This is a genomic window from Psychrobacter sp. BF1, from assembly GCF_019279065.1.
Lineage (GTDB): Bacteria > Pseudomonadota > Gammaproteobacteria > Pseudomonadales > Moraxellaceae > Psychrobacter > Psychrobacter urativorans.
This window is the reverse complement of the sequence record NZ_JAGYWV010000005.1, coordinates 201157-217404: the sequence shown is the minus strand read 5'-3', so window position 1 is coordinate 217404 and position 16248 is coordinate 201157. Positions and strand designations below refer to the sequence as shown.

Below are 16248 nucleotides of genomic sequence, written 5' to 3'. Positions count from 1 at the left end.
TTCTAGCTAATTTAACACCCTCAATGCAAATCAAGTATAATTACTAGTCATTGTTATTGAACAGTTTTTTATAGCCATCGCTTAATGTCATTACTGCCCCTGTTTATAGAGACCGATTATGAGTGACCTTCCAGATCTTAATAGTAAGCAAGCGCCTAATGCTAATGAGCCTAAGCCGGTAGTGGCGTCTGAACTACCGCCATATCGTCAGGTTGATAAAAATATACCCGCAGCAAAGCTACCAATATGGCTGTGGCCAGTATTGCTTGCGGTACTTATTGGTGGGGTATTGTTAGGTAAGTATTGGGGTGCTGATAAGGCCGATGATAGCGTCAATGGTAATGTTGGCACTACTAGTCAAACTACTAAGGCGCCTGAGGATAATAAGGCTAATGTTAGTGCTGAGCAAGCGGTACTATCAGTCGAAACCGTTATGCCAAGTCAAGATAATATCGGTAGTACGCTCAAAGCTGACGGCACTATTAGTGCCAAAGATATCGCTAACGTTAGCGCTAAAGTCAGCGGCGTGGCTATCGAACGAATATTAGTCGAGGAAGGTCAGCGCGTCAAAGCTGGTCAAGTATTGGCAATATTTGACACTGATGCTGTGCGTCAACAAATAGTGCAAGCAGAAGCTGATGTGGCTGAAGCTGAAGCTACGCTTGCTAATGCTAAGGCAGATGCGATACGAGTATTACCTTTGGTAGATATTGACGCTATCAGCAAACAAGAAGCCGATCGCTATCGTACCTCAGAGCTACAAGCGCGCGCAGCATTACAAGCGTCAAAAGCACGACTTAGTAGCCAAAACTTAGCCTTAAACAATGCGCAAGTAGTAGCTCCTGTTAGTGGCATTATCAGCGAAAAGAAAGTGGACGTAGGTATGGTTGCTGGTGGCGAGCCGTTATTCACTATTATAAAAGACGGTATATTGGAGTGGCAAGCTGACATCGATCCTAAGCTAATAGCAGACGTAAAAGTGGGGACTCCAGTGAAAGTGAGCTTGCCACAAGGCCAGTTAGTAATGGGCGAAGTACGCCGGATCGCGCCAACAGCTGATAATAATCGTCAAATCACTATTTATGCTAGTCTCGCTAGTAATTCAAATGCTCGTGCTGGTATGTATCAAACGGGTGAATTTTTATTAGGTAGCGAAAATACTCAAACGGTCCCTAATAGCGCGATTGTCAGTAATGATGGTTATGATTATGTGATGCTAGTGACCGCTATTGAGACTAAGGATAACAAAACAATAGGGAAAATTAAGCAGCAGCGAGTCACTTTAGGCGAGCGTTTAGGCAATAATGTGGCTGTTGTTGAAGCTTTGCCAGCAGGTAGTAGGCTAGTTAAGCAAGGTGGTAGCTTTTTAAATGAGGGCGATTTGGTACGTATTGTCGATAGTAAAGGTGCCGCTACCTCATCTTCTGCGCAAAAACAAGCGCAGGCCCCATTATGAACTTTAACGTATCCTCCTATTCAATCAAAAACCCATTAGTAGCGATTCTGCTATTTGTCTTGCTAACCATGGGCGGATTATTTGGCTTTCGTCAAATGAAAGTCCAACAGTTCCCTGATATTGATTTACCAGCGGTAGTAGTGACAGTGACCTTGCCTGGAGCAGCGCCGGCGCAGTTAGAAAATGATATTGCCAAAAAAATAGAAAATAAACTCACTAGCATTAATGGTATTAAACATATTCGCAGCACCTTACAGACGGGGGCTGCAACTATTGCTACTGAGTTTGTATTAGATAAAGATATCCAAGAAGCTGTCGATGATGTGCGCTCGGCAGTCGGAGAAGTACGTGGTGACCTCCCCGCTGCGGCGAATGACCCTATTATTACTAAAGTTTCTACCTCCGGCTTTCCGGTGGTTACTTATTCAGTAGCTGCTGACAATATGAGCGTTGAGGATCTATCTTGGTTCGTTGATGATACGATTACTAAGCGCTTATCTGATATCCAAGGGGTCGGCTCAATCAGCCGTATTGGTGGCCTTGAGCGCAAAATTACTGTAGCAGCAGATCCTATAGCCTTAAGTGGATTGCAGTTGTCTATCAGTCAGCTGTCACAGCAAATCTCTGGTATTCAGCAGGACAGCTCAGGTGGTGAATCGGAAGTCGGGAACAGCACCCAAACCATTCGAGTGTTAGGCGCTGTTGAGCGTGCCCGTGAGCTCAATGACCTACAGATAGCGGTTCCTACAGGCGGTACGCAAGCGCTAGGACGCATGGCTGAAGTCACTGATGGTCCTGACGACCCAAACTCTATCGCTAAGCTTGATGGAAAAGTGGTGGTGGCCTTTAACGTAGTGCGCTCGCGTGGTGCTAGTGAAGTGGAGGTGACTGAGCGTATAGATACTGAACTGGCTAAGCTGGCGACGGATATGCCTAATATCACGGTAGAAAAAGTCTATGATCGAGCAACGCCAGTCGCTGAGGACTATTCAGCATCATTACGGATGTTGATTGAAGGGGGGATTCTTGCGGTTATCGTAGTGTTTTTATTCTTACGAAATATCCGTGCCACTATTGTCACCGCTGTAGCCCTGCCACTATCGATTATTCCTACCTTTTTAGGGATGTATTTATTTGATTTCAGCCTCAATATTATCTCGCTACTGGCCTTGTCCTTAGTTATAGGGGTGCTAGTCGATGATGCTATCGTTGAAGTCGAAAACATCATGCGCCATTTACGCATGGGTAAGACGCCTTATCAAGCAGCGATGGAGGCAGCTGATGAAATTGGCCTAGCAGTAGTAGCCACCACTTTTACTTTGATTGCGGTGTTTTTACCTACTGCTTTTATGGGCGGTATTGTTGGTCAGTTCTTCCGTCAATTTGGTTGGACAGCAGCGTTGGCTATTTTTGCCTCGTTAATGGTGGCGCGTCTTATTACTCCAATGATGGCCGCTTATATCTTGCGTCCTGAAAAAAAGCACGTTGAAAAACAAAGCTCGATGATGACTGGCTACCTCAAGGTAGTCTCCTGGACGCTAAAGCATCGTTGGCTGACTATGGGTGCAACTTTAGTGCTGTTTGTCGCCTCGCTGGGATTAGTTAAACTACTGCCTACGGGTTTTATTCCTGATAATGATATCGACCAGACACGAGTAGCGATTGAGCTGACTCCGGATGTAGAATTGGCAGATACAGAACGGGTAGCCGCGCTGGCAAGTGAGCGTATATTAGCTTTGCCCGAGGTCACCCATATCTTTACCTCTATTGGTGAGGGACAAGCCTCTATGGGCTCAGAATCTAGCGGTGGTAAAGCTAAAAACATTGCTGGACTAGATATAGTATTAGCTCCACGAGCTGAGCGTGGCTCTAAGCAACAAATTGAACAACAGATCAGTTCGATATTGTCAGAAGTCCCCAGTGCCCGTTTCACTGTTGGCTTATCAAGCGGCGGTGAGACCGGTTATAATTTTTCGTTAACTAGTACTAGCCCAGAAGTATTAGAAAAAACCGTACAACAGATTATGAGTGATATTCGTGCTTTACCTATGGTGGGTTCGGTCACCAGTGACCGTAGTCTGCCACGTCAAGAGCTGACGGTAACCCCTGATCGCTTAGCGATGGCCGATAAAGGGGTGACTACCCAAGCTATAGCTAACACTTTACGTATCGCTACAGTTGGCGACTATGAGCAGAGCTTATCTAAGCTCAATTTAGATACACGGCAGATACCGATAGTAGTACGCTTGCCTGATATCGCCAAACAAAGCGTTAATCAGTTAGAGGGGTTATACGTACCTACTAGCCAAGCAACTGGACAAGGGGTGCGAGTAGGGGAAGTGGCCAGTTTAGACTTTGGTACGGGGCCTGCCCAAATTAAGCGACTGGATCGTGAGCGTGCTATTAGTATTACTGTGCAGCCTAATGATGGTGCGCTAGGTGAGCTAATAGAAGCGGTAAAAGGTACGCCAACTATGCAGAGTTTACCGGCCTCTATCACGGTGATTGATCAAGGCCAAGCCGAAAGTATGGCTGAGCTATTTAGCGGTTTTGTTATCGCCATGTCAGTCGGCATTGTCTGTATCTTAGGGGTACTGATCTTATTATTCGGCAAGCTATTGCAGCCTTTTACTATTCTTATGGCCCTGCCATTATCTATTGGCGGTGCTTTCGTCGGGCTAGTCCTTACTAAGAGTAGCTTATCGATGCCATCGATGATTGGCTTTATCATGCTGATGGGTATCGCTACTAAAAACTCTATTTTGTTAGTGGATTACGCTATTATTGCGCAAAATCGTGGGCTGATGCGCTTTGACGCTATTCTTGATGCTTGTCGCAAACGGGCACGGCCTATTATTATGACTACGATTGCAATGGGTGCTGGTATGCTGCCATTAGTATTTGGCTGGGGCGAGGCTGATCCGACCTTCCGTCGTCCGATGGCGGCCGCTGTGCTAGGCGGTTTAGTGACTTCTACATTATTAAGTTTAGTGGTGATTCCAGTGGTTTATACCTTAATGGACGATGTGTCAGGCTGGTTTAGCCGATGGCTGATTCCGCATGGTAAAAATGCTCACAATTCTAATGATGAACCACAACCTGTTATTGAAAATGATAAATAGTAACTGTTACCTATCAGGACAGGGCAATCAAAAAGTAATAGGTTGCGCTGTCAGCTTAGGAGCAAATACTAGCAGGATAAGTTTGAATTACTAACCGACTTGGCAACCTTACCAGCAAAGGAATCATCAGTCGCTGTGTATTATTGCAAGCCATAGCCCTTTATAGCAGTAGGCTAAGACTAAATAGATAAAGTCTTAGTCTTTTTTATGGGCTTGTTAAAGTCGATGACCATTAAAAAAGTCGATAATCTGTTACTCTGAGCTGACCGCCTTATCTTAATACCGAGCGAGACTAGCAATGAATGAATTAGTGCCACAAGGGACGCTTGCTCATAGCAATGCTTGGTTTATTCCTTTTTTATGCCTGTTAGTAGGTGGCTTACTATTGGGCATATCTACCAATTTGGCCAAGTACGCTAGCGAAATAGGGTTGACCCCATTAGCATTTTTGTTTTGGTCAATCTCTGGAGCAGCACTAATTCTATTAGTAGTAGCCTTAGTAAAAAAGGAGCATTTATCTCTTAACGCTCGTAGCTTGGAGTACTATACGATTGCCGCATTAGTCAGTGTTGCCGGCTCTAATTTGATTTTCTTCTCTGCTATTGCGCACGTAGGTGCTGGTTTTGTTGCTTTAATTATTGCTCTACCACCGTTGCTTACTTATCTGGGTGCTCTAGCGTTACGCATAGAGCGCTTTAGTCGCTTGCGTGCCTTTGGGGTGGCGGCGGCGTTAGCTGGAGCAGGAGTATTGGCTGCACGTAAGTTTGCTGCGCCAGATGCCAGCATATTTTGGATTTTGTTGGCGCTCTGTGGCCCTGTATTACTAGCTATCGGTAATATCTATCGGAGCTTACGCTGGCCGGATAAAGCTTCTGCAATTGCGCTTGCTCCTGGTATGTTGATTGCCGCTGCCTGTATCCTCGCTATCGTTGGAATGTTACCAGGTTTTTCCTTGGCGCTACCGCTTGGCGAAAGTAAGACTGGCGGATTAATATTGCTGCAGGCTAGTATTTTTGCTGCTCAATTTTTACTGCTATTCTTATTACAAAAGACTGGTGGCCCAGTGTTATTAAGCTTATTAGGAGCAGTAGGTGCAATAGTTGGAGTACCTATAGCGGTATTTTTGCAGGGCGAAGCGCCACCAGAGGGGCTTATTTTAGGGGCTTCACTGATTGGGCTTGGGGTGATTTTGGTCACTTGGGGTGGAGTAAAAATGGCGGCAGCCATCAAGAGTGATAGCTAAAGAGATAAATCATTACTAATAAAAGACCAAGGCCTCTTTAATCTTCACTAGTAAACCCTGCTGTTAGCTAATAAAAAAGGTATTAGTACTAAAATATTTAGGCTATACAAAATCATGAGATAGGGGGTTCTTCGAGCGTTATTAAAATACCTACGTCCACTAGTAAGATAGAGGGCTATAAATACAGGGCTATAAATAGAGAGTTATAAAAAGTCAGAAAACTATAATGTCGCAATAAATGCAGTTAACGGGTATAACAACATTAATCGCTGCCACAGTCTAGCCCTTTAGCTTGGTCAAATAGTCCAAGTTAAAGGGTCAGTTCATAATAAAACAGTGCTTTTTGCCTTCTACTATTTCAGTAAATTTTTAACTAGTGATTTCTATTGCTAGTTAGCTTGCTACTTTCATCCTCCTAGCGACAATCACTCAAAACAAATATGCGCCGCCTGATTACAGAAGGTTTGCTTACCATTTTTGAATCCTGCCAAGGCTTGTGCTACGGTTCTAATAGTTTCTACTGAATCCTTGGCTTCTACTACTACTAAAGTAGCCATTGCCCCTACTGCTATCTCAGTGTCGAGCGCCAATAACTTAGCCGCATTTTTGCTAATCATATCGAATGCCATTGCTATTTCATCATCGGTCGATAGCTGGGCGATATTGGCATACAAGTTGGCCATTCTAATCAATGAGGCGTCGCCGTAAGGGGTAAAAGCATTGAGGATATTATTAGTAGAAATCGTGGTATTAACTCCTAACTCTGCAAACTGATTAGCATTGACTGTGCCTCGGGGTATCAAAGACTCACAATCACTGCCATTGATATAGATATCAGTAGCCGGTAACACGATCAAGGTAATATCTGCCATTTTTAGTAAGCCAGCCATCTCTCCACGCTTCATCTTATCCATAGCTGAGAGCTTAGTAACGTGACCGATAGAAACGCGGCCTTGATAGTTGCGCTTAATGGTTTCTTCGAAAACCTTTGGAATACTTGATCCTTCTGGGTCTAAATCAAAATCCAAGTGAAAATCGACATCGACGTCAAACTTTTCAGCTATATCAAATATCATTTCGATATGCTGCTCTGGATTTTCATCTTTATAGGGACAACCCCCTAGCAGATCCGCGCCTTGGGCTAATGCTTGCTGTAATAACTGCTGGGTTAGCGGTTTAGTGGTCAAGCCTGACTGCGCAAAAGCACAAAGCTCTATATCGATAGCAAAGGCGTATTTATCCTGCACTCTTTTTAGCGCTCTAAAGCTACGCATTTCAGTTTGTTCATCCGTTTCAACAAAAGTACGCATGGCTACCGTACCTTTTTTGATAGCCATCTCTATGACCTTTGAGGCGCGTTCGAATACATCTTCTTCAGTGAACTGTTCTTTGGCTTTACCCGTCTCATCAACGGCTTCTTCTAGAGTGCCTTGTTCTACACTACAGCGATCTAAAATACAGGCTTTGTCAAGGTGAATATGACTCTCATAAAACCCTGCACAGACAAAATTGCCTTGAGCGTCATAAACTCTGCTACTGGCTGCCGCTTCACTATCATGGCTATCATCACTATTAATAGCGTTTTCTATATCATCAATACGCTTGATGTGAGCGCCTTCTATGCTGATATTAACTAAGTTTTTACGGCCCGCTAATTGAGCATTTTTTATAATTAGATCTATCATTATTATTTATTCCGTTTTTGAGGATGTTAGGGCCAATTGGTTTCAAAATCTGCGTTTTACTAGTAAAACGATGATATTCAATAGAGGTTAGCATCAGCTAAGGTTTGGGTAAAATAATAGATGAGTTTGCCGATATTCGCTAGGAATTATTATCTATATCTGATGCTTATTACGTAGCTGAATTTAATGATAGCTTATAAACCTTAAGTCCTTATTAACGTGAATGAGGCAGAATAGTTGCTAGGAACTTATAAATTCTGCAAGTTTTGAGCTTACAATTATATTTTCATCGAGGTGTTTTTAATTTTACCATCATGGCGTTTTGGCTGTGTAGCTCTGCTGTGATACTAAAGCTCTCATACTAAAGCTGTGATTGAATTTATTCTAATATTTCGTCACTTTTAGCAGCTATGTTTTTAGTTTCCTCATAGTGCCGACTATAGTTCGCTAACGTATCTTCACAATAAATAATTAATATATTTATTGTTTTGTTAACAAAATTAGTTAACAATGTTTGTTAACAATTATTCTTTCGTCACTAACTAAGCAGTTGTCATAACCTAATTAATTGATAACAGCACGCTGTGAGGATTCTAGTTATAAGCCGCAACTCAACAATATCTACGACCAATAAAATCGTAGTAAGCGCCCGTAAAACAGCGCTTGTTGGTACTACAATTCTTGCAGCTTTCACAGTGAATTCTCCTGCCTGTATTCAACGATATTATGATGAAGACAAGCTAAAGACAAAGGCCTGAATGCCGTAGCAGTAGCCTGTTCTGATGATCCCTCTATTAGGGTCTGTTATGAATTATTTTCAGGCTTAGCCGTTGGGATTTTTGCACTGCTATGACCGATTTAACTGAATGGTTAACATAAAAAGCCGTTATTTAGCTGATTGACAGCGTCAAGATAGCAATGCACAAAGTCGAGGCCTTAGTAATAAGTGGAATGAAAATGAGCAAAATTGGAGCATAAGTGCTGGCAATTTAATATCAACAAAGTATGACCCACTAAAAATTGTTCCAAGGAAGGGAAGTGTTATGAACTCTAAAGAAGATTATGTAGCGACAGCAGAAACAAGAACTACCCTTGTTGAAACTACAGGTGACGAAACTCTAAAGCCAAATGGCCCAGAAGATAGAACTTTAGGGGCGCTTGGCTACATGTCTTTGTGGGTTGGAGACGGTGTGAACATGGGTAATATGACGCTCGGTGCGAGCGTTATAGTTGCTGGTATGGCAGTATTGAATATTTGGCAGACTATCACAGCTGCATTAATTGCCATTGCCATTGTTTCCACCTTTTTTGCATTAAACGACAGAGCAGGCTATAAATACGGTATTCCTTACGTTGCTCACTTAAAAGCATCGTTTGGTAAAAAAGGAACACTGCTCTCTTCACTACTCCGTGCAGTGCCTGCTGTCATCTGGTATGGGGTTCAAAGTTGGATCGGCGGTACCGCATTAAATGAGGTGTTCAAAATATTATCAAGTGGCGCTTTTGATAATGTCTTTGTTGGATTCATTATTCTCATAATTGTGCAAATATTGCTTTCAATGAAAGGCTTTCATAGTATTAAAGTCGTTGAATCGGTGGCATCTGTGGTGCTGATGGGTATCGTCATTACGGTATTTATCATACTAGTTAAAGACCATAGCGCAGCCATTTCAACTTCTTGGATTAATGCCAAAGGCACATGGGGAATCGAGTTCTTTGCCTATATTATGGTCTTCCTTGGTAACTACGCCGCTATATTTTTGAGTGCAGCAGACTATTCACGCGAACTAAAAACAGGCTACACGGACAAAAAAAGAGGACTTCTTTACTTTATACCGATTATCGTAGCTTATGGCTCAGTAGTGGTTGTAGGCGCTATGCTTGCCAGTGCGACAGGTTATACCAATCCAGCACTAGGGTTACCAGCATTATTTGACAACGTTTATATGCAATTATTCATCTCTGTATTCATTGTGTTTGGCGCTATCGCGGTCAATTTAGTAGCAAACATTGTTACGCCAGCTTATGTTGTTCAACTATTTACCAAACTGAACTACAAAGCTTCAGTAACCATTACCGGAATACTTGCGATGGGATCATTTCCATGGCTGTTAGTACAGGATGATAATGCAAAAGGATTGGATACTTTCGTTCATGTCTACTCAGCTTTTCTTGGACCTCTGATTGCTATTCTTCTTGTCGACTTCTATTTTATGAGAAAACAGCATATCGATATCAAAGAACTATACAAAACAGATGGGGACTTTGAAGAGGTGAATTATGCTGCATTGCTAGCGCTTGCTATCGGTACAGCAGCAGCATTCATATTCGTTGATCTCGCTTGGTTAATCGGACTAATCGTTGCCGGTATTGCTTATCCGATTATTACCAAAACAATGTTTAAAGGTTCTACATTCAAAAAAGGTACTATTTTTGAAAAGGAAATTTAATACTATAACAAGAGCAGTAAAATCGATAAATTTCTGCTCTTTTTATTCTAAATAAGCCAACTGTTGCGTTAGATGACCAAGCTGAAAAGAGTCCGTTTCTATTAATTTAGTAAGGCACTATCACTAAGAGTATTTATTCTTACTAATATTAGGGCGTATTGAACATTCGATCACAGCGTTGATAAATCAGTAGCTACCAGCAGTGGCTACTTGTGAAGACTCAACAGGCCCTAATCGTTATAGCTATTTTGTGACAATAAAAAATCCCTAATACTGTTCAACACGGTATTAGGGATTTTGGTAATAAGTACTACTACTTTATATCTGTCAGCGAGTAATAAAGTATCATCCTAACATGCTCGTAAGCTATTGATTTTATTATATGGCATTTTATACGAAAAATAATAAAGTATCATCCTAGCACTATGCTTTTAACAAAAACTCTTCTTCTTGGAGTAATAAAGTATCATCCTAGAAAAGTTTTAAAATTAGAGTTATTAACTTTAGATTACTTTAAGTTAGTTTCAAATCATTGATTGTGATTGTGATTGAGTAGTTAGTACTTTGAGCGCTTCCTAGAGTGGCATAACCCACTTGTCCAATAGCCTGCTGCGGTTTGTAAGGGTTAAACAGCTCATCGAGAGTGTAATGAAAACCACAATCCTCTATTCCAAACACGTAATCAAAAAATACCTTTGCCATAGCAGACTGGGGGTGACTAGCGTCACGATAAGACTTGTTAGGATACCAACTACCACTAGATATCTTACTGAAAACCCGTTCGATATTACCTGAAATAGAGTTTGATGCATGCTTTCTAGTAATATTCGGTTTTTGCACGAAGGCAGCAGCACTTTCAACCGCTTTATAGATTATATAGTGCATAACAGATACAGAAAATTCAGCTAAACAAGCTCTAAGTAGGCTTACGAGCTTGTCACCAATAGGCGGTGCCAAGTTGTTTAGTTTTGCCCTAGTAATCAAGTAGCTTAGGCACTCTCCTAGCTGTATTTGCTGACACCACATTTCAAACTGAGTATTACTGACTAAAGCACTAGCATTCTTTTTGGATTTAGCATCTACCATTATCTTAGTCAGGTCATTAGTGTGATAAGCAAAATCAAAAGTTGCCTGATAATAATCAATCTCTAATTCTTGCTCTTTATTAACACTAATATATTCATAGCTCTCTTCAGGAGCCAATAAAAGCAGATTTAGCTTGAAAAGATGGTGAAGTATTTTTTCATCTAATCCAAAGAACGGTGATAAAAATAGTGATATATTATCGCGCAGAGAGATCGTAGTTTTTAGATTTTCTGCGCCTAAGCTTTCTATCGTTGTAGCAAGTAAAAGCTTATCTACTTCATTAAGCTCAGTTATTGGCGGGACCTCAGTTAATTGAGTACCTCTGTAATCATTAATATACTGGAGAGCCGCTTGTCTTCTTTCTTCTTCTAAACGCTTTTGTTCAAGCCGATACTCTAGATACTCTTGTTCTCTTCTTTCTTGAAGCACTTTCCAACAACCGTCACAACGCCAACTATCAGGTTTTAATTGAGTCAGCTGTGAACGAGTATAGCAAACCTTAGTTTTACCACATTCTATGCATTGGCAGTCTAGTACAACAAGATGAGCATTTGCTTTAACAATACTGGGTATGTCTTGATGTTTAAGGCCAAACTCCTGACCTATCTCTTTACAAGTATATATATAGCTACTTCGTTTATCGCTCTCACGTAGCCAGTACTTCTCACAGATAAGTTTATTAGTTTCTGTAGCTTCTGGCTGATACTCTAGTTTTGTTTTCATACTTACCTTTAATACCGACTATATCCCGTGGATATTATAGCTGACCACTGTGAGTATTGCTATTTTTAGCGGTGGTTAATAAGATGACGACAGATGAGCGTATGATTGCCTTTGGAAAACGCGTTCGTGAGGTGCGAAAAGGCAGAGGAATATCTCAAGAGAGACTGGCAGAGATGGCTGGTATTGATCGAAGTTATATGGGAAATATAGAGCGGGGCGAGAAAAATATTACGCTGAAGAAGGCGTACGAGATATGTGATGCGTTAGAGGTGGATATTAAGGAGTTGATTTAACAGAATTAGTATATAGGAATTGAATAGCGCTAAACCGTGATGAGATTGGAAAGGTCCATGAGCGATGTAAAACGGAGAACGATAAGGGAGGTGAAGTTGAAGATAACTTAGAGGAAAGCCTTCATACTGCCCATAGGGCTAAAATAAAGTTGATAAGGTCTGCACTAAAATAGTTAACTATAAGTTGTAAAAAACATATCAGATAATTAAGTAAAGTCCAAAATGATATGTTTTAATTGGCCTATATTGGCATGGTTATCCGACTCGTAATAGCTGCTATGTAACGGGGATGTTTTAGACACTAAGCTTTCAGCACTTTTACCATCTGATAAAAGTAGCTTATTAATGCCTTCTACTGTTTTTTGCTCATTACCTTCTAAAAGATAACCTACCATATTTCCTAATGGATATTTTTGAGAAATGAACCTATCCATACCCTCATTGATATAAGCTCGCTTTAAAGTCGAGTCTTTCTCTTTCAAACGTTTGGCTTCCATCTGGCATGTATATCGATTTTTACTCCATATTCTGAATAACACTAAATCTAATCTTGAAAGTTTATCGGCATAACCTTTGGTTTGATTATTTAGAGATGCTAATAACTTACGCTCAGTTATAGCAGTTATTTCCCTATCTATAGATACTTGATCGCTATTGATATAGCAACAAAGCATTTCTGTAAAATCGTTTTCATACCATTCTGATTGATACTTTTTTTCAGAAAGCGCCTGACTATAGGCATTTATCAGTAATTCAATACAGTCTTTCTCGAAAGAATTTTTGAAAACATTTTGAATTGCAATTGATAGTGCCATTTAAACCCCACTAAGTATTTCAAGGATTAAATTGGAACCATCTTCCATCGCCATGGATTTTGACCAAAATCGACGTTGGTTTGGACGAATAATGAAGATATCATCATCTGCTTTGTAGTTTAATGTTTTTCTGACATAAATATTACTCGCCTTTTCTTCCCAAAGTTTTTCATCTAGTTGCTTTAATTGAGCTGATACATTCTCATTAGAAACATGTATTGTTTCTTTTTCTTCAGAAAATGATAGCTTCACCATCATCAGCGAGCTGTAATGGCTAATATTGAAAATAGTCGCATTCACATATAAGTTCTGCCCTTCAATAAAGACATTCAACTTATTGACGATAACACTTACATATTCTGTTAGTTGCCCTTTCAGAACCGAACTCAAAGCAATAGATTTGGATTGGTTATGAAACAAATCCAAATTAAACAATATTAAGTCATTAATTAAATCTTTTTCTTCATTAGATATATTAAGGCACTGGAAAATAAGTTCATCAATTTCTTCAAGGTGTACCTGAATATTCATATCATTACGTAAAGGGTTGTTTTTTATAGATATAAGTACTTCTTTTGTTTTTTTAATAATCTGATTTTTTTGTTCCTCATACATTTCAAAAGGGATAGATAAATATTCATTCTTCATAATTTGCTCTCGTTCAATACCATATGAAGAGATTGTCATGAATAAAAAATATGTACTAAATTTGGAGTTAAAGTAAGCCAAGAGTAGAAATAATTCATCAATATATTTATCTTCTACAAAAAACCCATACACACCATCTCTAAAAGAACAGTTTTCATCTACATAAGATGCGCAAATAGAATTATTTTCTAATCCTTTTTTAACGATAATATGTGGGTTCGTGAAAGCTTCTAAGTTTCCTAGCCGTCTAAACACTTCAATTTTTTTTATATCTCTAATATTAGAAACGTTATAATACTTTTCATAGAATTTAGTTGCTTTAGGTGTTTTTATCGATTCTTTGACATCCTGAAAAAGATTTGAGTGCGTATAGTATTTGGTCATAAACACAGTATCTAAATACTGTAACTCTGATAATTCCTTACTTTCTATAACCTTATCTTTAGTCTGAGTTAACAACTGAAAGCCCACACCTGACTTTATCCCAGAAACATTGGTAAAGCTTTCGATATTATGGTCAAAATTAGATAATTTTTTTATCAACTTCCAATCTGCAGTACCGCCCCACATAGCAACTTTCCATACCTTACTATTTGGATTTTGACACTCTACTCTAGGTAAATGCTTTACATCAGTAGTATCAATCTGCAACCCATCAATCACATTAGACTTAACGTAAGTTTTGGGTACAATATATTCAATTTGAGTCGATGGATTTTCAGGTGTTTGACTTTGATAGTAAACAATACTTATTGGGCCAACAGCATCACCAAATAAATGACCACCAAAACTCTTTGGAGCTTTCCTTAAAATGGAAAAATTGAAAACTTTTTCAACATAGCATTCATTAAACAGCCATTGCCTAAAATTTTGGTATGTGCTGCTCGTATTAGTTAATATCTTGGTATTGAAGATCAGTGCAATTTCTCCACGGGGTGCAAGATCGATTGCTTTATGTAAAAAAGGTAATACCATTTCTTTAGCAAAATTATACTTTTCGCAATACTGCCGAATGGATGGCAGTAGCTGTGTAATTCCAAAAGGCGGATTGCCAACGATTAAATCAAAATTATGACTCTCAACTTCTTTATTTACTTCGATTGTATCTCTACAAAATAAATTATGACCTTGAACCTTTAGTGTGTGATCATTTGGATCATTGATTAAATTAGGTAATAAATGACTTTCTTTTTGCCAAATATTCTTTGGATCTAGAAAGTCGACCAAAGCAAGGTATAAACTAAAAGTTGCCACTCTAATTGATTGTGGCTCTATTTCTATCCCAAAAATGTTTTCTGTCAGTAGTTTCTTTAGTTTTTTAAAATCAGTGAGCTTCTCGCCATGATGGTTTTCATAACGTTTGACAAGGCGTTTAAAGCTTTCAACCAAGAAGATCCCTGAACCACAGCTAGGGTCAAGAATTTTGACATTATAGTTAGTGTATGATGTAGCGGTTGGCAATTTTTCGTTAAGAATAAATTCAACTAATGATGGAGGTGTATAAAATGTTCCTGACTGTTTTTTCTGTTCTGGATTAGAATCTAATAAAAAACGTTCGTATATTTCACTCAAAAGTTCAATTTGAATAATACTGAAGTCAAATAGTCGCCATTCGGAGAATAAATCAACTTGCGTAATATCTTCATTACCACTAATAAAGCACTTACGAATAACGGATAGCTGTTCTTCAGTAACTAGCTCCATCTCTTCTGCTTTGACAGTAAATACATTACCATTGAAATGTGTTTCTAGCTTTTGGTATAGATGATAAGTGTCTTCTACATTTTGTAGAATATCGAAATAGCATGTGGCTTTGGAGTTGATCTGCTGGTATAGATTGTCATCAGTTGCACCACGATCTTCTAGGTATAACAAAAAAAGCGAGCATAATATAAGCTTATGAATTAAATCTTTTGATAGTCCGTCAGCTTCAAGTTGTTTGGTGGTTTCTACCAAACTGTCAACTAAGTATCTATCAACTCGACGTTTCAAGTTTATTTTCGTGCGAATCTTATCAGATTCTTCTAATGTCCATACAATACCAGTATCTATCGCAACTCTAGAGAAAATTTTATCTAATTCTTCTAGGTGTTGTTGATTAGATAAGCTATATTTTCCTATCTCCAAACCTTCTAGTTCTTTTTCATAATTTGTTTGTTGCGTTTTTAGAATTGGCTTTCCTGCACAGTTATAAATGCGAATTTCAGTATCAGAAAATACATATAAGAATAAAACCTTCTTATAATTCCAGATGTTCTTTTGTGTTTCAGCAATTTCAATAAGTGCTCTGGAATCAAATGTTAAAACTTTTTTTAGAAAAATAGCTGGGAAGCTAGAGCCGTTTTCATCAGTATTAAAATATACTGAATCTACATTTAATTCTTTAATCTGCTGTAAAATAATAGCTTCACTTTCCGTACATTCATTTGAATGAACAGAAATCGCTCTATTAAAGCCTAAAGTGGCTATTAAGTCTTTGTCAGCATCGATTAGCATAGTAATTTCGGCAAGCTCTTTGTGATAAAAATCAACTCTTTATCATAGCATTTTTACATTATAGTATCTATTATTAAAAGCTCACGCCGAGCCCGTTTGCTTCCATTATAGATTATAGTAATATTATCAGTGGTGTATCAAGTAGGATGTTGAGGAACAAAAGGATAGTGACAACCGAAGCAAGATAATATATCTGAGGCCATGAAAATACAAATAGATATCAGCTGTCCC

9 protein-coding genes are annotated in these 16248 nt (G+C 39.3%); 5 read left to right on the top strand and 4 right to left on the bottom strand.

Features of this window, described 5'->3' with window-relative positions; genetic code table 11:
* Window positions 1-118: 118 nt before the first annotated feature.
* The 3 genes from KZA12_RS08115 (at window position 119) to KZA12_RS08105 (ending at window position 5821) form a co-directional block, all read left to right on the top strand.
* Window positions 119-1456 (top strand): efflux RND transporter periplasmic adaptor subunit, encoded by a 1338-nt coding sequence (locus KZA12_RS08115; protein WP_218689879.1) that lies wholly within the window; start codon window positions 119-121, stop codon window positions 1454-1456.
* Window positions 1453-4578, top strand: coding sequence for an efflux RND transporter permease subunit (locus KZA12_RS08110; protein WP_218689878.1), 3126 nt, complete (start codon window positions 1453-1455; stop codon window positions 4576-4578). The genes KZA12_RS08115 and KZA12_RS08110 overlap by 4 nt, the downstream gene beginning before the upstream one ends.
* 298 nt (window positions 4579-4876) lie before the next feature.
* The gene (locus KZA12_RS08105; RefSeq protein ID WP_201623381.1) at window positions 4877-5821 is read left to right on the top strand and encodes a DMT family transporter; all 945 of its coding nucleotides are present in this window, start codon (window positions 4877-4879) and stop codon (window positions 5819-5821) included.
* A gap of 425 nt (window positions 5822-6246) precedes the next feature.
* On the opposite strand, the gene KZA12_RS08100 is transcribed toward KZA12_RS08105, so the two are convergent.
* Window positions 6247-7506, bottom strand: coding sequence for an amidohydrolase family protein (locus KZA12_RS08100; protein ID WP_201623380.1), 1260 nt, complete (start codon window positions 7504-7506; stop codon window positions 6247-6249).
* 1043 nt (window positions 7507-8549) lie between these two features.
* Between KZA12_RS08100 and KZA12_RS08095 the strand changes: the two genes are divergently transcribed.
* A complete protein-coding gene (locus KZA12_RS08095) occupies window positions 8550-9956 on the top strand; it encodes an NCS1 family transporter (protein WP_201623379.1) in 1407 nt (468 codons plus the stop codon).
* Window positions 9957-10469: 513 nt separating this feature from the next.
* Here KZA12_RS08095 and KZA12_RS08090 read toward each other — a convergent pair.
* Complete coding sequence (locus KZA12_RS08090; RefSeq protein WP_218689877.1) at window positions 10470-11765, bottom strand: hypothetical protein; 1296 nt, start codon at window positions 11763-11765, stop codon at window positions 10470-10472.
* 83 nt (window positions 11766-11848) lie between these two features.
* Between KZA12_RS08090 and KZA12_RS08085 the strand changes: the two genes are divergently transcribed.
* Complete coding sequence (locus KZA12_RS08085) at window positions 11849-12058, top strand: helix-turn-helix domain-containing protein (RefSeq protein ID WP_218689876.1); 210 nt, start codon at window positions 11849-11851, stop codon at window positions 12056-12058.
* A 206-nt stretch (window positions 12059-12264) separates the two neighbouring features.
* On the opposite strand, the gene KZA12_RS08080 is transcribed toward KZA12_RS08085, so the two are convergent.
* Both KZA12_RS08080 and KZA12_RS08075 read right to left on the bottom strand, forming a co-directional pair.
* On the bottom strand, window positions 12265-12873 hold the full coding sequence (locus KZA12_RS08080; RefSeq protein WP_218689875.1) for a hypothetical protein: 609 nt from the start codon (window positions 12871-12873) through the stop codon (window positions 12265-12267).
* Complete coding sequence (locus KZA12_RS08075) at window positions 12874-16017, bottom strand: class I SAM-dependent DNA methyltransferase (RefSeq protein ID WP_218689874.1); 3144 nt, start codon at window positions 16015-16017, stop codon at window positions 12874-12876.
* Between the last annotated feature and the right edge of the window lie 231 nt (window positions 16018-16248).